Annotated in this window: 18 protein-coding genes; 2 read left to right on the top strand and 16 right to left on the bottom strand. The window is 39.8% G+C overall.

What is annotated here, in order from left to right:
* Positions 1–13 precede the first annotated feature (13 nt).
* From CL667_03865 to CL667_03930, 14 genes are all read right to left on the bottom strand, one after another.
* Positions 14–1,783 carry a hypothetical protein gene (locus CL667_03865; GenBank protein MAL16827.1) on the bottom strand — a complete coding sequence of 590 codons (1,770 nt, stop codon included), beginning with the start codon at positions 1,781–1,783 and terminating at the stop codon, positions 14–16.
* 35 nt (positions 1,784–1,818) lie between these two features.
* The gene (locus CL667_03870) at positions 1,819–2,331 is read right to left on the bottom strand and encodes a chemotaxis protein CheW (GenBank protein MAL16828.1); all 513 of its coding nucleotides are present in this window, start codon (positions 2,329–2,331) and stop codon (positions 1,819–1,821) included.
* Between the two features lie 334 nt (positions 2,332–2,665).
* The gene (locus tag CL667_03875) at positions 2,666–3,079 is read right to left on the bottom strand and encodes a hypothetical protein (GenBank protein ID MAL16829.1); all 414 of its coding nucleotides are present in this window, start codon (positions 3,077–3,079) and stop codon (positions 2,666–2,668) included.
* 219 nt (positions 3,080–3,298) lie between these two features.
* Entirely contained in the window at positions 3,299–5,002 is a 1,704-nt protein-coding gene (locus CL667_03880) for a hypothetical protein (GenBank protein MAL16830.1), read from the bottom strand.
* A gap of 303 nt (positions 5,003–5,305) precedes the next feature.
* Positions 5,306–5,686, bottom strand: a complete 381-nt coding sequence (locus CL667_03885) for a two-component system response regulator (GenBank protein MAL16831.1) — start codon at positions 5,684–5,686, stop codon at positions 5,306–5,308.
* 10 nt (positions 5,687–5,696) lie between these two features.
* Positions 5,697–6,767: a chemotaxis response regulator protein-glutamate methylesterase gene (locus CL667_03890; GenBank protein MAL16832.1), complete on the bottom strand. Its 1,071-nt coding sequence runs from the start codon at positions 6,765–6,767 to the stop codon at positions 5,697–5,699.
* Positions 6,764–7,240, bottom strand: coding sequence for a hypothetical protein (locus CL667_03895; protein MAL16833.1), 477 nt, complete (start codon positions 7,238–7,240; stop codon positions 6,764–6,766). The genes CL667_03890 and CL667_03895 overlap by 4 nt, the downstream gene beginning before the upstream one ends.
* Positions 7,218–7,625 (bottom strand): hypothetical protein, encoded by a 408-nt coding sequence (locus tag CL667_03900; protein ID MAL16834.1) that lies wholly within the window; start codon positions 7,623–7,625, stop codon positions 7,218–7,220. Before CL667_03900 ends, CL667_03895 begins: the two co-directional genes overlap by 23 nt.
* A 25-nt stretch (positions 7,626–7,650) precedes the next feature.
* Positions 7,651–8,079 carry a two-component system response regulator gene (locus tag CL667_03905; GenBank protein ID MAL16835.1) on the bottom strand — a complete coding sequence of 143 codons (429 nt, stop codon included), beginning with the start codon at positions 8,077–8,079 and terminating at the stop codon, positions 7,651–7,653.
* Between the two features lie 10 nt (positions 8,080–8,089).
* Positions 8,090–8,623 carry a chemotaxis protein CheD gene (locus tag CL667_03910; GenBank protein ID MAL16836.1) on the bottom strand — a complete coding sequence of 178 codons (534 nt, stop codon included), beginning with the start codon at positions 8,621–8,623 and terminating at the stop codon, positions 8,090–8,092.
* A gap of 7 nt (positions 8,624–8,630) precedes the next feature.
* Positions 8,631–9,464, bottom strand: a complete 834-nt coding sequence (locus CL667_03915) for a chemotaxis protein CheR (GenBank protein ID MAL16837.1) — start codon at positions 9,462–9,464, stop codon at positions 8,631–8,633.
* A gap of 15 nt (positions 9,465–9,479) precedes the next feature.
* Positions 9,480–11,981, bottom strand: coding sequence for a hypothetical protein (locus CL667_03920; protein ID MAL16838.1), 2,502 nt, complete (start codon positions 11,979–11,981; stop codon positions 9,480–9,482).
* Between the two features lie 11 nt (positions 11,982–11,992).
* Complete coding sequence (locus CL667_03925) at positions 11,993–12,490, bottom strand: hypothetical protein (GenBank protein MAL16839.1); 498 nt, start codon at positions 12,488–12,490, stop codon at positions 11,993–11,995.
* Positions 12,491–12,499: 9 nt separating this feature from the next.
* The gene (locus tag CL667_03930) at positions 12,500–12,937 is read right to left on the bottom strand and encodes a two-component system response regulator (protein MAL16840.1); all 438 of its coding nucleotides are present in this window, start codon (positions 12,935–12,937) and stop codon (positions 12,500–12,502) included.
* Positions 12,938–13,273: 336 nt separating this feature from the next.
* Here CL667_03930 and CL667_03935 point away from each other — a divergent pair, with 336 nt between their 5' ends.
* Positions 13,274–13,681 (top strand): hypothetical protein, encoded by a 408-nt coding sequence (locus tag CL667_03935; protein ID MAL16841.1) that lies wholly within the window; start codon positions 13,274–13,276, stop codon positions 13,679–13,681.
* A 4-nt stretch (positions 13,682–13,685) separates the two neighbouring features.
* Here CL667_03935 and CL667_03940 read toward each other — a convergent pair whose 3' ends face one another.
* Entirely contained in the window at positions 13,686–14,513 is an 828-nt protein-coding gene (locus CL667_03940; GenBank protein MAL16842.1) for a hypothetical protein, read from the bottom strand.
* A gap of 442 nt (positions 14,514–14,955) precedes the next feature.
* Between CL667_03940 and CL667_03945 the strand changes: the two genes are divergently transcribed.
* Positions 14,956–16,971: a hypothetical protein gene (locus tag CL667_03945; protein MAL16843.1), complete on the top strand. Its 2,016-nt coding sequence runs from the start codon at positions 14,956–14,958 to the stop codon at positions 16,969–16,971.
* Positions 16,972–17,284: 313 nt separating this feature from the next.
* Here CL667_03945 and CL667_03950 read toward each other — a convergent pair whose 3' ends face one another.
* On the bottom strand, positions 17,285–17,566 hold the full coding sequence (locus CL667_03950; protein ID MAL16844.1) for a hypothetical protein: 282 nt from the start codon (positions 17,564–17,566) through the stop codon (positions 17,285–17,287).
* Positions 17,567–17,596 lie beyond the last annotated feature (30 nt).

Below are 17,596 nucleotides of genomic sequence, written 5' to 3' on the forward strand. Positions count from 1 at the left end.
TTGTGTGTGTTGATTAGAAGTCACTGAAGTCATCATCCTCAAACGGAATCAATTCATGAGCTTCAACTCTTTTTGAGGAACCATTTTTGACTGAATGTCCATTTGTTCCGTTACTTCCATTTACTCTGGAGTGGCTGCTTTTACCATTTCCATTCTGGCTATGATGGCTTCCATTACCGTTACCATTTACAAAACTGGATTTAAAAGCTTCTGTTACATCATAGCGGCTATTCCCATTTTGAATAAAGGATCCATTGCCGATACTGGCTGAGCTTCCGCCCCCCACTAAAGCAACCAATTCTCCAATAATATTATTCAGCTCGCTGGACTGTGAAGAAAGTTCTTCTGCTGCACTAGCCGACTCTTCTGATGAAGACGCATTGCTTTGTACAACATTATCCATTTCACTCATCACGGAAGTCATTTGCTCAATACCCACCGCCTGTTCTTTAGAAGCGGCTGAGATCTCGACAACCAATGTGCTTACACTTGCAATACTCTTCTCTATCTCTTTCAGATTTTCTGACACTTCTTCCGCCACACTAGACCCACGATCAGAGCTAGCCTGAGATTTCTGAATGAGCTCCGAGGTGTTTTGAGCTGCTTCTGCACTACGCTGAGCCAGGTTTCGTACTTCCTCAGCTACTACAGCAAACCCTTTCCCAGCCTCTCCGGCACGGGCTGCTTCTACCGCTGCATTCAGGGCCAATAGGTTAGTTTGGAATGCAATGTCATCAATGGTGTTTATGATTTTCGATGTTTCCTGCGAAGAATCTTTAATTTCATTCATCGCTTTGGTCATACGCTCCATAGCACGAACCCCATTTTCAACCAAAGGCTTCGACTCTTGCATGGCCATCTCTGCCTGGCTTGAGTTCTCATCAGTTTGTTTAATCTGAGATGCCATTTCTTCAAGAGAAGAGGTCGTTTCCTGCAGACTCGCCGCTTGTTCACTGGCACTTTCGGCCAACTGCTGGCTAGCACCTGATAGCTGATTTGAAGAAGCGTTAACCTGGTCAGAGCCGCTTTTTAAGCGATCAATAATACTCTTAAGTGCAGTACTAATTGAGCGACCAACAAGAAACCCGAAGATCAATGCACCAATTACCGAAACAATAGCTACTACACTAATAATCCACATAAAGCGACCAACTGTTACCATGGTTTGGTCAGCCAGTTCACGGGCACCATTCTCAGCGGCTTCATTAATTTCAATAGATCGGGATAGCAACTCGGTATATGCTTCATTAGCAGCATTTTCAGACCTAAATAGGTTGTTACTTACCTTCGTAAGTTCAGCTGGATCAGTATTACTATTCAGCGCTAAGGTTGCTTCGCTATAATCTTTCAAATTCTGCTCATAGCCTTCTATGAGTTCTTTAAGGCCAGGCATCTGTTCTTCAAGTACCGGTAAATCATATGCCGATGCATATTCCTCAAATTCATTGTACTCATTGTATATTTTATCGAACCGGGATAACGCAGCCTCCATATAAGCAATGTCATTACTTTTGTTAAACTGAAGGTGCTCGTAACCTGCTTTCCGAATAGCTGTCTCAAAAGCAGCAGCCGTTCCCCACTCATTAAAGTAGACTTCTGAAATAGCGGTCGTATTCTCATTGATTTTACTTAATGAAAAAATCGAGATCGCACCTAGTATCAAGGTTACTATAGCCGCTGAACCTGTCAAAAAAGCAATTCTTTTACTTATTGCCCATTGACTTCCAACAGAATTCCCATTCCCGGGAAATATGTTATTTGCGTAATTTTTTATCTGTGACATTTTATTGTTTCCTTAATTTTTAATTTGATTATGCGCTACGCGGCGGGTTCGTTAGCTTCCAAAACTTCTTCAGGTACATCAAAAAGTACTTTGTGGATATCCACGATCATTTTGACAGACTCTTTTATTTTGCCAATCCCGGCCAGATATTCACTTTTTCCTTTTACTCCAAATGACGGTACTTCTTCAATCTGGTCATCTTTGATGTCAGCTACTTCAGACACCTTATCGACCAGTACACCCATTAAATAATCTTCTTCCTGTACTACTATTACACAGGTCTCATCAGTATCCTCAACCAGAGGTAATTCAAATCGTGAACGCAGATTCATTACAGGCACAATTTTACCTCTCAAATTCAAAACACCCCGTATATAAGCAGGCATTTTAGGGACAGGTGTAATAGGCATAAGCCCTATTATTTCCTGAACTTTCAATATTTCTATAGCGTATTCCTCTTTGCCTAAAAAGAAGCTGAGAAATTTTCCGCCAGCTATCACATGACCGTTCTCTTCGGTCTCTTTTTCTTTAACTAGTGTATCTTCCATTTTGATCTTAGTTTTTGCTTCCTTTTGGGCAGTTAGAATCTTTCTCATGGTAAATCAATTACCATAAAACACAATTGCCAGAAAAGGGCTGTTGTTATTGTTGATACTTACTTATCGGTTGATTGGAATATTTCTTAAGCACTTTTAATCACCATTTTCACAAATTATTGACAGCTGTTTCAATGCGCTTTTATGCAAGTTGGGATAAGGAGATCAGACTTACTGGTGAAGCGTATACTCATATATTCTGAGGCAATAAAAAAAGGCATTACCCTTATCAGAGTAATGCCCTTGGCCATTTATTAGGGATGTTATGTCTTAGTCAAAAGAATTTTTATTCAGTAATCTGAAAGTTTATCGGTAAAGTATAGTACACCTTAACCGCTTTTCCATTGAGTTTTCCAGGGGAAAATTTCACTTTTTTGAGGCCCTTCACAGCTGCATCTCCACAGCCCGCACCAATATCTTTTATAATTTTAGGGTCTTTTATTTCCCCATTTTCATCTACAACAAATTTTATAAACACCCTGCCTTGTACTTTGGCCGACATAGCGCCCCGAGGGTAATCAATGTGTTTATAAATTTCCTGTACACCACCTTCAATTTCCGGCATCTCATCTACTATATCATATATAATTGTTGAATCTGCTGTAACCATTATATTCTCACCGTTAGCTAATGCCTGAGTGAAAGAAAGAGCTACAAATACGATAGCTACATATAGAATTTGAATTGTCTTATTGATCATTGGAATTTCCTGTTTTTTTATTCTACTTGTGGTAACCCGAGCACATTCAGGCCGATTTGATAATATTATCGGCGGCTTTTCTTTTTTCTTAACCAAGAATTATAATTTGTTAAGAAAATCTTCCAGTCCAACTAAAAACAGTACTCTTTCCGATCACTTATTCCATAAGAAAAGCAGTGTGCGATATCACACACTGCTTTTTGTGAATAAATGATTGCTTTAGAAATCACTAAAGTCATCATCATGATAGGCAAAGCCATTCACTGCTTCTGGCTGATGACCATTTTGCTTCGGTTTTACTTTTGGTGCTGAGTGACTATGGCCATTTCCGTTATAAGACGGTTTCTCCAAATTATTCTTTTTCATACCCCAGGAAACTTGACTACTAATTTCCTTGAGTATTTCACTTCCATATGAGGAATCCGATTGACTCCCGCCAACCATCTCTACCAGCTCGTTCACAATATACTTTAATTCGCCGGCTTGTGAAGAAAGCTCCTCAGCTGCACTGGCGGATTCTTCAGAAGAGGATGCATTTGTCTGAACTACATTGTCCATTTCAGTCATCACCGAACTCATCTGCTGGATACCTACAGCCTGTTCCTTCGATGCAGCTGAAATTTCTACTATCAACGTACTTACATTATTAATGCTTTCTTCGATGCGCTCAAGGTTTTCCGATACTTCTGCTGAAACCTGATTTCCGCGATCAGAACTGACTTGTGACTTTTGAATAAGTTCAGAGGTATTTTGGGCAGCTTCGGCACTCCGTTGTGCCAGTTTTCGAACTTCCTCGGCAACTACTGCAAATCCTTTACCGGCTTCCCCGGCTCGGGCTGCCTCCACGGCCGCGTTCAAAGCCAACAGGTTTGTCTGGAAGGCAATATCATCAATCGTTTTAATAATCTTAGACGTCTCTTTAGATGATTCGCTGATTTCCTTCATCGCTTTGGTCATCCGTTTCATGGCGTCTACTCCATTTTCAACTAAAGGCTTAGATTCGTCCATCGCCACTTCTACCTCAGCAGAATTTTCGGCATTTAATTTTATTTGGGAGGACATTTCCTCAAGAGAAGAGGTTGTTTCCTGAACACTCGCTGCCTGCTCACTGGCACTTTCAGCAAGTTCCTGACTTGCTCCGGATAGCTGTACCGAAGAAGCATTTACTTGTTCAGAACCACTGTTTAACCGCTGGATGATGTTTTGGAGAGATTTATTGATTGAGCGAGTCATAAAATAACTCAACAAACCAGCGATAATAACTCCTAAAACCAAGCCGATAATACTCAACATACTTATAGTGTTATTCTCAGCTATTGCTTCCTCAACTTCCGTATCGGCAATTCTCTTATTAAGGTCTACTAACCCTTGTAGCTGTTCTTTTGCAACCCGGTACGACTCCAGGTTATGGTTCAAAAACTGAGTTCGTAAACTTGCTAATATACGTTCATGTTCGCCAGCGTCTGCCTGAAGGTATTGTTTAGACAGCACCATGTACTGATCTTGATCTTCAATCCATTCCTCATAGGAACGCAAAAAACTCTTCCAGTCAATAGCTTCTTGTTCCGTTTGTGGTAATGGTTCGTATACACCTTTAGCTTCACGAAGCAGTTTCCAATAATTGTCAACACTTTCAACCGCTTCTTTTCGATCCTGGACTGACAATGCTTCATTTTGAAGAGCCTCTTCTTTACTTCTAATTTCAGCCATCGCTAAGTTCATATCCTGTAAAGCCTGGATACTTGGAAGTCTCACAATACCTATTGCGTTAATTGACTTCTGATTTGAAATTGCTCCAAATTCTGCCAATGCTCCAAGTATTAACGCTATGAGTGTTATACTTGTAAAAGCTGTAGTAAGCTTTTTACCAATGGTCCATTTTTTATTATTTCCGTTTACAGGAGGCTGATTCATTGTCTTCATAGTCTCACCTATTTGCAAGTTTGTTTATCACTCAGTGAATCAATAATTCGGCATAAAACAGAAGCTGATTTTGAAACCCTTATGACAGTTAGTAGTAGTGTATTTTTATGTGATTATTTAAGACAAGCTTTAATCTATTAATCTAATACTGATATTAGATTTTAGGCTAAAAAAAAACCCGCCTTGGTGTAGACAGGTTATCGGAAAAAAGAAGTGAAAAGTTAAGCGATTTTTTAAATAAAAATAAAAAAAACAATTACTTAAAATTCACACAATCTTCACATTGAAGCTGGTGGCATTACCTTAATGGGCTACAGCAAGCACCGACAATATTTTCTCCCTCAGTACTTCAGGGGTAAACGGTTTATGAACAAAACCGGCATACTGTTGGTCAATAATTTTTATTCGCTCATTGTTACTTTCGGTGGATACAATAAGTACAGGCATATCCATAGTGATTGGATTTTTTCGGATATGATCGAGCATTTCCATTCCGTCCATAACCGGCATGTTCACATCTATAAAAAGCAGGTCAAGCCAGTTATCTTCTACAACTTCGAGCCCCTCTTTACCATTGCTCGCTTCATGAACTTCACCAATTTCGACACCGGTATTCATGATGGTTTTTTTGATCATGCTGCGCATTACAGCGCTGTCATCTACAATAAGAATATTAATAGCCATTGTAAGTCCCTCAGGAAATGGGTTGTGTTATTTTTTGTTTCATATGACGAATGATGGAGTTTGAAATACTCTGCAATGGAAGTATATCTTCAGCCGCTCCCAGTTTCGCTGCTTCTTTGGGCATTCCATAAACTACAGAGGTCGCTTCATCCTGTGCTATTGTGTATGAACCTTCTTCACGCATTGCGAGCATGCCTTTTGCTCCATCGGCTCCCATGCCCGTTAATATTACACCCATGGCATTCAACCCGGCTGCTCGTGCTACAGAATTGAACATAACATCGACACTTGGACGCTGATGATGAACGGGTGGGCCTTGCTTAATTCGGGTATAATATTTGGCCCCACTTTTTTCAACCAGCAAGTGATAGTTTCCGGGAGCTATTAAAGCCTGTCCTGATTGAATCAAGTCTCCGTCTTCAGCTTCTCTAACCCTCAATCGACAAATGGTATTCAACCTTTCTGCAAAACTTTTGGTGAACACCGGTGGCATATGCTGTACAATCACAATGCCAGGCAGGTTTTCAGGCAGCTCTGTTAATACAGCTTCCAGTGCACGTGTTCCTCCTGTCGAGGCTCCTATTGCAATAAGTTTGTTGGTGGTATGAAGAAGACCATTTCGTTGTTTATGGGCTCCTTTTGTCTCTTTAGAAGCCGATAAATTAACGGGTTTATATTCATGGTTTTTGAAGGAAGCCACCGATGCAGTACGAACCGCCTTCACAATATCTTCTGATATATTTTGAGTGGAATATGCTGAACCCGGTTTACAGATTACATCTACTGCTCCTAATGTTAAAGCATTAAGTGCATTCGTACTGTTCTTTGGCGTTAGTGAACTTACCACAACCACAGGCATTGGAAAATGCTTCATTAACTTAGATAGAAATGAAAGTCCATCCATCCTGGGCATTTCGAGATCTAAAGTGAGTACATCGGGCTTTAATTGTATAATTTTTTCTCTGGCAATGTATGGGTCCATGGCTGTACCAACCACTTCAATATCTTTCTGCTTGTTGAGTTCTTCCGTCAACAGTTTTCGAACCAGGGCTGAATCATCAACAATCAATACTTTAATCATGATGCTTCCTCAGGATCATAATAAATAGAAATGTCTGCAACACCTTCATCCAGGAGTACCTGCAACTTTTCGTGACGCATGTTCTTGAATGTGGACTCCAGATCTTCATCTTTACTGGCCATCCGGGGCGGACGTATGTAGCAGATGTTATTATCTTTGGCAAAAAGAGGCACTGTATTCCCACAAATAATATTGGCAATTTCACAAAGTGCACCCTCTTTCTCTTCTTTGGATGCAGCGTCAACGCCAAGCATGTTTGCGGCTATGGCCTCTATCAAATGTCCGGAAGCATCAATGACCATACCGCCTTTGGCTGCTCCATCAAAATGAACTACCGATCTTGAAGTACCGTCAGGCTTGTCCAGAGAATCACCATCCTCCAGTTCCCATTCTTCCAGAGGGAACATATAGCATGTAATTTCAAAGGTGTTCACTGCAATTTGGTGGATTTTATCCGAATAAGTAGTACTCATTATTTTCCCCGTATAGGTTGGAAATTTTTGCTTCTAAAGCATCCCTGTTTAATGGTTTTTGAATATACCCGTGGCCCAAAAATGTCACCATATTCCGCAGATGCTCATCACTCAGGGCAGTGATAACGATGACGGGTATATTTCTATATTTCGAATGATTGTGAAGGATATTTATCATTTCCTTGCCATTCATTACCGGCATATCAATACCGGTTATAATTAAATCAATTGGGAACCTAGTCAGCTTGTCAATGGCTTCAATTCCATGCTCAGCTTCGTAGATGGCATGAATATCAGTTTCAATTCTATTCAGCATCACCATCGTATTAATTCGCTCGGCTGGGTTAGCCTCAACCACTAATATGTTTTTAAAAGAATGTTCCATTACGGCGTTACCAATTTTTTAATGCTTACAGATAACTATTAATTACTAACTGCGAGCCTGTTTCTGATATAGTTATCGAATCTTTCTTTAATAACTTTAGCATTTTGTCTCGTAAAGCTTCTACCGAAAATGGCTTGTGTAAAAAGTCTGAGCTTAGATCAGACACAATATCTACACGGGGTCCATTGCTCTCTGCAGATACAGTAAGTATTGGCATACGCTTAATACTCGGGTTTAGCTTTATGTGAGCCAACACCTCGGATCCTGTCATCACAGGCATGTTTAAATCCAGAATGACTAAACTGAATGTGTTCTTTTCAATTTTTCTTAAAGCCTCTTTTCCATTTTCAGCTTCTTCAATTTCGCCTATGTCAAAGTCACAAAGGTTTATGGCTCGTTTTATGACCATCCGCATCACGGGGCAATCATCTACAATCAGGATATTTATTTTCATATCAACTCTCCTATACTGTTGCTGTTTGTCTGTAGGATCCGCTAAGCTGTACACCTTCTGGGCGGTTTGCCTTATTTATAGGTTGCTTATTGATCTCTACCAATCCATCGGCTATGGAAAGTGTCATAGTTCTTGAAATAGCCCCTCCCACAGATTGATTAGCGATGATAAACCCATTTTTCCAGAGCAACTTTCTTAAAACGGTAAAATTTCTCTTCCCAATTTTGAAATAGTCCTCCTCTTCGTTCTTCTTCATACTTGACCCGCCGGCTACCGTTATTTCAAGATTCTTCTTTTGGGCGCCGAGGTTATACACCTCATTAAGAAGTAACGCCAAACCAGTATCCACATACATTGCCGGTTTTGTTTTAGCTTTCTCCGGATCTGCTTTTGCCAGGGGCAACATCACGTGTACCATACCCCCTACCCGGGCTACAGGATCATAAGCGGTAATTCCGAGACAACTCCCAAGTGCATAGGTAATTATTACTTCACCCACGTTCTCTGAAACCTTTAAGTCGCTAACGCCAACTACTTTTCTCATTTAGTGCTCATATTTTTTGGTACACAGCCGGGGCCATGTTCTTGAAACCTTTGTTGTTTGAGGAAACACTTTCTGAATGTCCTAAGAATAGATAACCGCCTGGCTCCAGTTGGTCGTAAAATTTATCCACTACCTTTTGCTGGGTCTCACGGTTAAAATAGATCATAACATTCCTACACATGATCACTTGAAAGTTTCCTTTCAATGGCCAGTCAGCAAGTAGATTTAACCGGCCATAGGTGATCATATTCATAACCTCAGGCGATACCTGATACTGATCCCTTTCTATTTCTCCGAAATACTTTTCTTGAAGCCTATTCGGAATATCATTCATCCGCGAGCCTGGATATACACCATTTTTTGCAATATGAAGCACTTCCTGCGAAAGATCGGTAGCTAGTATTTTTGCAGAAGACCATGGTGACTTATGCTTCGCTTCTAACATCGTTATTGCTGTAGTTATGGGTTCTTCACCACTTGAACAGCCAGCAGACCACCACTTTATATTGCGACCTGCCATTTTAGGCATGACCACTTTATTGATAAAATCAAAATGCTGTGATTCTCTAAAAAAGCTGGTTTTATTCGTGGTCAAAACATCCACAAAAGAAAGAAACTCAGCTCCTGATTCAGGCCTTTGTATAAAGTCTAGATATTGAGAAAAATTTCCGATCCCCAGTTTCCGCATTCGCCTCATCAGCCGGCTTTGCACCAAGGCTTCCTTTCCCTCATTTATCGAAATTCCACAATAGTCGTAAATAATTTCCTGCACTCGGTGGAAATCAGCCATCGTGAGCTTTGGTGTTGATACTGAATTAGATAACTGGGCGAATGCTTTCATTACTATATTTCCCTTTTATGCGGCCGAATCCATTAGTGCAGAAGTATCAAGGATCAATCCTACCCTTCCATCTCCAAGAATAGCACCACCCGATATATGAGACATTTTAGTAAGCATATGTATGGATTTACCCACCAATTGCTGCTGACCAATTACTTCATCCACTAAAAGTGCATACCGACGATTGTTATTTTTTATGACCATCAACGTGCCTTCGAGCAGACTTTCTTTAGCACCATTAATCTCAAATTGTTTATGCAAACGGATTACAGGAACCGAGTGTCCCCTGAAATTGACTTGTTCTGAATCTCCCATCATAGTGAACAAGTCTTGCTCCTCTGCACGAAAAGTCATGTCTATATTGATGGTCGGCACGATGAAACGTTGCGTTCCTACCCGAACCAACATTCCGTCAGTTATGGCCAGTGTAAATGGCAGCTCTATGGTGATGGTTGTCCCTTCACCCAATACCGACTCAACATCTACCTTACCCTGCAGCTGCTCAATGGATCGGCGAACCACATCCATTCCAACACCACGACCTGATAAATCAGTAACTTTCTCTGCGGAAGAAAAGCCCGGCAGAAAGATTAAGCTATAGATTTCTTTTTCTGACAGCTTTTTCTCCGGATCTACCAATCCTTTCTCGATAGCCTTTTTAAGGATCTTATCTTTATTGATACCTCGACCGTCATCCTTAATTTCGATAACCACTTTTCCACCTTCCTGAGAAGCTGAAAGTGAGATGTTTGCCGTAGCGTCTTTCCCGTTCTTTGTTCGCTGTTCCGGCTCTTCAATACCATGATCCAGTGAATTTCTAAGCATGTGAATGAGCGGTTCATTAATTACATCCACCATATTCCGGTCAATCTCTGTGTCTTCCCCGAAAGTGGAAAATTTCACCTGCTTTCCAGCTTTTCTTGACAAATCTCTAACCAGTCGGTTCATCTTGTGGAAGGTCGCTTTCAACGGAACCATTCGCAGGGTCAAACTTGTATCCTGAAGCTCGCGTAATATTTTTGTAGCGTGATTTACTTTCTTCTGAAGATCAGAATCTTTAGGAATGGCTTTGTCCTGAGCAACTACGGAATGAGCAATTACAAGCTCTCCCACCATATCAATTAGGCGATCTAGTCGGTTTACACTTACGCGCACTGAGGACTCAGACTCAGATTTACTGCTTATCTTTTCGACAACTGCATTTTCATCTTCTACATTATCTGTCTCGGATACAACTGGCTGTACGGAACTTGTTTTTGGACCGTTTGCAGCCGCGTCTCCCCGCACCTTCTCCAGAGCTTTAGCTGGCTCTATTCCATCTTCAGAAATAGCATGCAGAACTTTTATCATGCCATTGTACTGTACAGGTTTATGTAATGGATCTCCTCCTTCAGCCGATTCAACCACGTCCAGCATTTGGTTTAGGATGTCTATCGACTCAAAATTTATATCGGCACATGCGCGATCAAAAGGCAGTTCGCCATCACGAACCATACTCAACAGAGTTTCAACAAAATGGGTAAACTCCGAAATTGGATCGAGACCCATAAATGCAGAAGTACCCTTAATGGTATGAAAAGCACGGAAAACAGTATTGATTAATTCTTCATCACTTGGTTTTTCCTCCAGGTCGAGAAGAGCTCCTTCAGCCATTTCGATAAGTTCAGAACACTCGGTGATAAACTCCCCAACCAGCGCAATTTCTATATCTTCAGGGATATAAAAGACTTCCTTTGAGAGCTCAGGTTCATCATTGCTTTCCTCAATCTCTTCCTGTGCTTCATTTTCAACTTCTTCTGATACGCCCTCTTCAGAATTATCCCAGTCTTCCCGAGACTCAATTTCGATAGCTTCTTCCGTTTTATCGGATACAATTTTTAGCCAGCCCTCAGCACCATTGCTAGCTTCCACAGCCGCCATTGCTTCCTTTAGTGGAGCAGAAATAGCACTCTCGTAATGTTTAACGATATAGGATACTATAGCATCAAGCTTTTGCAGATCTTTACCATTCACAGAAGCTTCATCCAGTACGATCAAGAATTCGGCTAAATCATTCAGCGAATATTCCTCTTCAGTTTTAGTCTTCTTCGTCTCCGCCTTTTTCGCTTCCCCGTTCTTTTTTAGTTCTTCCTGCTTCTCCTCATCCAATTCAATAACAGTATCTGCAGATTCAGAACCACCTTTCAAAGACTTCTCTAACTCATCGTACGCTTTTTCAAACTCTTCGACCTTGATGTCTCCATCTTCGATAACATATTCACGAATGGTATTAATAGCCTGCATGGTTGCAGACTTCACCATCATAAAAAAGTCATCTTTTTCGTAAAGATGCTTGATACCCTGCCAGGACAAGTCAATCAGTTTCTGAAACTGACCAAAGTTATTCTCTACGTTATTAGTTACTTCTTCAAACTTTGCACCCGCCAGAGCCACGTTTTCACGGTCGGCAGGCCAAACATCAGCAAGAAGCTTAATAATCGATTCAAGGTCTTTGATAAGTTGGTCTTTGTTGCTCATGGTTCTATTCGTTATCTGGATTCACTTAGTGCCATGTTCAGCATAAATTCGCCACAGGCACTTGAAAATTTCATTTTTGCTGAAGGGGGTTTATTGGGCATAAAAAGAGTCAAGTCGCTGCCACGTGTTGCTGTGGGTAGGGATGACTGTCCCCGAAATCCAACTTTCTCAACATTTGCTGCTACTTCACCAGCCAGGATATTGGCGATTTCTGCAATCAAGTCTCCCATATCATGGCTCTCAAAAGCCAGTTCCATTCCCAGAAAAGCTTCTGAAATATTAAGGGCTGTTTCTTTGGGGATAGCGATCATTAAAGAAAAAGTATGATCAGAATTAAAAACGGCGATATTTCCAATAATCCCGTTTAGTGGACCACTTTCATCCTCAAGCTCGATGCAGCTAGGTTCTGCACCACAAATTGAGGTAAAAGTGTTGATTACCGATTCTTCAACAATCTTGACGATTTCACCGGGTATTTTATCCGCTTTCTTAAGTGTTTCTGCAATCATGGTTTCTCCTTAAGCGTTTAGAATGCTGCTGAAGAAACTCTTCTTCTCTTCTTCTGCTTCTTCTTTAATAACATTTCCTTCATCGTCGATATACCTGCTAATGGCTTTCGACATTTTATCAGCTGTAAAAGGCTTGGTGATATACTCATTCGCACCGCCTTCATTCAGGGCTTTATCCACTTTACCCATGGACTTTTCAGCGGTAACCATAATTATCGGAATATCGGCATAGCCTTTATCCCTGATTGCTCTTGCCAGCTCTACCCCGGTCATTTTGGGCATATTCCAATCCACAAAAAGCATCTCGATTTCATCGTCAAACTTTTCCAGAGCATCTTCACCATCCATAGCTTCCACATACTCAAAATCAGCTATTAGAAGTTGATCAAGAGCCCGTTTAACCTGACTCCTCATTATTTTTGAATCATCTACAACAAGTGCCTTAATTTTACTCATTTTTCGCTCCTATAAACCAGTTTCTGCCTTTTACAGAAACCAGAATTAACCTGTATTGTTCAGTGTTTTCTAGTTTTGGAATTCAACAGACCTGAATCTGAGAACACTACTCTCCGTGTTATCGGGTGTTTGAGAATTTCCTTAAGAGAAAAGGTTAATATTTTTCTACACTGACTGGCGGGATGTAGAGTTTTCGTATAGAAAGGCTAAGTCACTCCAACTGACATCAGAAAAAGTTAGGGTTTTCTAATAGTCATTCGGCTACTCTCTTATTTATATATATTCAATGAAATAAAATGGTATAGGTTTTGGGTCTAAAGTAATCTAATGGGTATTAATAGCACATTTCAGTCATTTGTGCATTCCGAAGTCAAAACTTCATATGGCTTTCGGCTTGTAGAAGCATATTTGACGTACAGAGATTTAGGGACAAATGTTAAAGATCAGTCAGCTGAAACTGCTTCTTATGAAGAAGTTGACTATTCGATTAAAGATAAGCATGAGACCCAACCCTCTTCTTCCAAGGATTTTTCTTCTGACTTTTTCGGCAAGAGAGTTTCTTTTATATCGCAGAGCTCTGGATCAGAATATGTAAAATCAGACAGTCACGAAATCTCCCCTGAAAAACTTTCTGATTTCATTTTGAGTGATAAACTGCTGAAGAAGCGTAATAATTTTTACCAAGGCAGTTCTGACTTTACCGCAAAAGGAACACTGCTAGACATGCAGCTTTAGCCATTTAGTTTTCAGAACAAGAAAACGGAATGTGTAAGCTTATGGTAGGTTTTTCATCTTTTTCAGATTGAAAATCAAGAAATCCATCTATCTGTTGAACAAGAGTGCGGCTTGTCAAGATCCCTTCATTAAAAGAATTTATCCCCTTGCTTCCCTCATTCATTTCCATTGACATTATCTCTGTCAACTCATTCACTTTTTTTTCTGATGCCTCAAACTCCAGTGAAAAAACTGCCATGTTGTTACTCTTGCTGGTCTTCAATTCAATAGAATCTTTGCCTGAAGAACACTTCGCTACATAACTAATCAGGTTAAAAATGATCAGCTTTGTCATAAACAGATCAGTGCGTACATAAAGTGGCTGTGCAGAAAAATTAAACCCAATATTAGGTCCCGAACAATGCATTTGCTTACAGACTTCTTGAACAACCCAATTCAGGTCAACATCTAATAATACTTCGGACTCTTCAGAAATAGAATCTGACTCATCACTATATATTTCCATCAGCTGCTCAAGTATTTTGTTCACCTGCCCAATACCCGCTTCTATCTGTTTTCTATAATGTTCTATTTGTTTAACGTCCGGTTCATGAGAGAGGGAAAGGTTAATCAATTCCAGGTATCCAGAAATTGCACTGATTGGTGACATGGCGTTATGCATGTTCTGCCGAACTATACTTTTCTGTAGTTTGTGTACTCCTCTCAGTTTGTCAAACCTATTCTTCCCCTCTTGCTTTTCCTTTTTCAAAATTTGTGAAAGCAAAGACTCAAGGTCCTCAACAACCTGATTCTCTTTCTTTTCTACACTTCTTAAACCGTCAGCTAAATTCATATATATGTACCTATATAGTTAATATTGTAACTGAGCTATCTATAGTGGAAGAGTTTCTTATCCATCCCCATGGCCAACGTCATCCTTAAACAGCTAATCTGTAAGTTGTTAAATCTTTTTATTAAGATTTTTTAACACTATAGAAGATCGTAAATCTTAATTATTAAAAAAACTTAATAATTAAGATTTTTTAATAATTAGAAACTCTCATTATGCCGATGTAAAACCATGCACTACAATACCTTAAAAATTCTATTCACATCTCTCGTAATAAATGTGGATAACTTTTTTTTCTGACTAAAAGAATACTGTTCCAATAAATAAAATGAATACAAAAAAGTAAAACGGGGCTAAATTCACACATATCTTTCGTCTAATTCTTTTTTTATAATGGCTACAGTGGAAAAATATTTAGTGCTTATGTTTTTGATTTGAGAGTAACATGAAAGAATTTATTTCAGTTTTATTTATTGAGAGAACACAAGATTCTAATCAAGGTCTAAAAGAAAAGCTGGCTGATTCTGAGTTTATCATCGTCCCCTTTTCACAAGTAAACAATAACAACCTCGACGTACTTCTTAAGTCTCACAAATGGGATCTTATTATAGCCGACCTTGACAATGAAGATTTGAACCTGGATGGTATTATAGAGATCATTGGCAAATCAAACATCATTACTCCATTGATTGTAACGGGTACCGAAATTTCGAGCAGTACTTTATATAACGCTCTCAAATCAGGGGCTCAGGACTATGTGCTAAAGAATGATTTAGATCGCTTAATACCTGTTGTAACAAAGGAAATGCGAACTCTGAAAAGGCATCGAAATCATTTCAATAAAGCCGCAAAAAATCAGGTTTTTACTCAGGCATTGGACAAAGGAAATAATGAGATTTTTCTGATGGATCCAATGTCTTTGAAAATGGTCTATGCTAATGACACGCTGCTTAAAAATATTGGTTACTCAGAGGATGAGGTTAAGAATCTACCAGCCAAAAATCTTATCGCTGACTATGATGTACAGACTGTTTTTGAAACGGTTTCTCCGCTTTACCGTGGAGAAGAAAAATCGGTTGCCTTTCAGTTCGACCGTAAGAGGAAAGACGGCTCTACCTACCCGGTCAAAATTCATTTAGAAATAACCCAGCGAGAGCATCGTCAATTACTACTTGGCACAAGTTTTGATATAAGCCGTCAAATAAAAGACGCTTCAATTATTCAGGAACAACAGAATAGAACTAAGAAACTTGAGCTCGACAATAAATATAAATCCGAATTTTATGCGAATCTCAGCCATGAAATGAGGACTATTCTTAGTTCCAATCTGCTTCTCACAAAAATGCTAAAAGATAACCGTGCAGGAAATCTTGAAACAGATCAGTTAGAGTATTTGGACGCTGTTTATCAGTCTGGAAATACAATGCTGGAGCTTCTTAACGAGGTACTGGATTTATCGAAAATTGAATCAGGTAATGTTGCTGTAAAAGTAGAGGAATTCAGTGCGCATGATATTCAAAAACGCACAGAACAACTCTACAAACCGATTGCAAGTGAAAAAAAAATCAGCTTCCAGTGTACTGTAGATGAAAAAATTTCGGATGTTATTAAGACGGATCGACTCAGGCTGGATCAGGTTCTAAATAACCTTATTACCAATGCCTTTAAGTTTACGAAAGAAGGTCACGTACACTTAACTATTTTTGAACCTGACAAAGAACTAAAGCATTTGCAAAATGGAACCAGCGATAAGTTGATCGCTTTTGAAGTATCAGATACTGGAATAGGTATCCCCAAAAGCAGACAGAGTCAAATTTTCAAAAGCTATGTACAGGCTGACGACAGCATTACGGAAAAGCAATTTGGCGGAACTGGTTTAGGGCTAACGATTTCTAAAGAGATTGCAGAAATACTTGGAGGTACCATCACGCTTGAAAGTGAACCTGAAGCAGGGAGTACTTTCACATTAATAATTCCGCAAAACGGTACTGAGGCATTAGCGAAACAAGCTAAAAAGGGGAAAGTTAAAATCACCCAGCCATCCGTATCTGATGAAGAAGAAAAGAAACCCATTAAGAAAACGACCAAAAAGCTTGACGCTACTGTTTTATTAGTTGATGACAGCAGCATCCATAACATGGCTCTTAAAGAGTTTTTAGGGTTCAGAATCAATCAATGCATTACCGCCGAATCTGCCGAAGAAGCATATTCAACCATAGAATCTCACGCTGTTGATTGTATTGTTCTGGATATGTATCTCCCTGATGCAGACGGAAAAGAAGTAATACAACGGTTGAAAGAAAACGAAGATTATAAAGATATCCCTGTCATCATTTATTCAGGTAAAAGTCTTACAGCTGTAGAAGAAAGTCAGCTTAATGAGTATGCTCATGCAATCGTACAAAAGAACGTCAAAAGCTATAGTCTGTTACTCGAAAATATCTTGAATATTGTTGGATGAATGAGTGACTAGCGTTTTTTTTAACGCCTTTGTGGGTATGACTTCGGCAGTCTCCTTTAATAACCAATTTCTACTTATTGCTTCTACCGTAGAAATGGCCATAAACCACCTTGCTTGTTACTTACATACGCGAAGATAAGTTTTAGCTTCCTGAGCTCCTTTGGTTGAATTAGATCAACTTATCTACAAATCTTGAATCTGTATTGGTAAGAATTTTAGTTTGTTTGACCATAAAAAAGCACTCTCCTGAAATCAAGAGAGTGCTTTAAGTTGTACCCCAAAATTCACTTAGAATTTCAGACTTCGATTTCTATTACTTAATCAGCAACATCTTACGGGTTTGCACGTGTTGCCCGGCCACAATGCGGTATAGATACATGCCCGAAGCTAGACGGGAGGCATCAAAATTCACCTGGTGCCAGCCGGCCCGTTGTTTCTCGTTGTTTACCAGTGTAGCCACTTTACGACCAAGCATATCGAATACTTCGAGGCGCACTTCACTGCTTTGAGGAACACCGTATCGAATAACCGTAGTCGGGTTAAACGGATTCGGGTAATTCTGCTGCAGTTCGGCTTGCTGCGGAAGAGCGGCCATAAGCTCCGATGACGTTGTAAAGTTTGGATC

The organism is Balneola sp. (assembly GCA_002694685.1).
Classification (GTDB): domain Bacteria; phylum Bacteroidota; class Rhodothermia; order Balneolales; family Balneolaceae; genus Gracilimonas.

What these genes read in the sequence shown, in the direction of transcription:
- CL667_03935 (MAL16841.1), top strand. Translation starts at nt 13,274, where the DNA reads ATGGGTATTAATAGCACATTTCAGTCATTTGTGCATTCCGAAGTCAAA.
- CL667_03910 (MAL16836.1), bottom strand. Translation starts at nt 8,623, where the DNA reads ATGAGAAAAGTAGTTGGCGTTAGCGACTTAAAGGTTTCAGAGAACGTG.
- CL667_03915 (MAL16837.1), bottom strand. Translation starts at nt 9,464, where the DNA reads ATGAAAGCATTCGCCCAGTTATCTAATTCAGTATCAACACCAAAGCTC.
- CL667_03885 (MAL16831.1), bottom strand. Translation starts at nt 5,686, where the DNA reads ATGGCTATTAATATTCTTATTGTAGATGACAGCGCTGTAATGCGCAGC.
- CL667_03925 (MAL16839.1), bottom strand. Translation starts at nt 12,490, where the DNA reads ATGATTGCAGAAACACTTAAGAAAGCGGATAAAATACCCGGTGAAATC.
- CL667_03880 (MAL16830.1), bottom strand. Translation starts at nt 5,002, where the DNA reads ATGAAGACAATGAATCAGCCTCCTGTAAACGGAAATAATAAAAAATGG.
- CL667_03940 (MAL16842.1), bottom strand. Translation starts at nt 14,513, where the DNA reads ATGAATTTAGCTGACGGTTTAAGAAGTGTAGAAAAGAAAGAGAATCAG.
- CL667_03865 (MAL16827.1), bottom strand. Translation starts at nt 1,783, where the DNA reads ATGTCACAGATAAAAAATTACGCAAATAACATATTTCCCGGGAATGGG.
- CL667_03905 (MAL16835.1), bottom strand. Translation starts at nt 8,079, where the DNA reads ATGAAAATAAATATCCTGATTGTAGATGATTGCCCCGTGATGCGGATG.
- CL667_03895 (MAL16833.1), bottom strand. Translation starts at nt 7,240, where the DNA reads ATGAGTACTACTTATTCGGATAAAATCCACCAAATTGCAGTGAACACC.
- CL667_03875 (MAL16829.1), bottom strand. Translation starts at nt 3,079, where the DNA reads ATGATCAATAAGACAATTCAAATTCTATATGTAGCTATCGTATTTGTA.
- CL667_03920 (MAL16838.1), bottom strand. Translation starts at nt 11,981, where the DNA reads ATGAGCAACAAAGACCAACTTATCAAAGACCTTGAATCGATTATTAAG.
- CL667_03950 (MAL16844.1), bottom strand. Translation starts at nt 17,566, where the DNA reads ATGGCCGCTCTTCCGCAGCAAGCCGAACTGCAGCAGAATTACCCGAAT.
- CL667_03890 (MAL16832.1), bottom strand. Translation starts at nt 6,767, where the DNA reads ATGATTAAAGTATTGATTGTTGATGATTCAGCCCTGGTTCGAAAACTG.
- CL667_03900 (MAL16834.1), bottom strand. Translation starts at nt 7,625, where the DNA reads ATGGAACATTCTTTTAAAAACATATTAGTGGTTGAGGCTAACCCAGCC.
- CL667_03945 (MAL16843.1), top strand. Translation starts at nt 14,956, where the DNA reads ATGAAAGAATTTATTTCAGTTTTATTTATTGAGAGAACACAAGATTCT.
- CL667_03870 (MAL16828.1), bottom strand. Translation starts at nt 2,331, where the DNA reads ATGGAAGATACACTAGTTAAAGAAAAAGAGACCGAAGAGAACGGTCAT.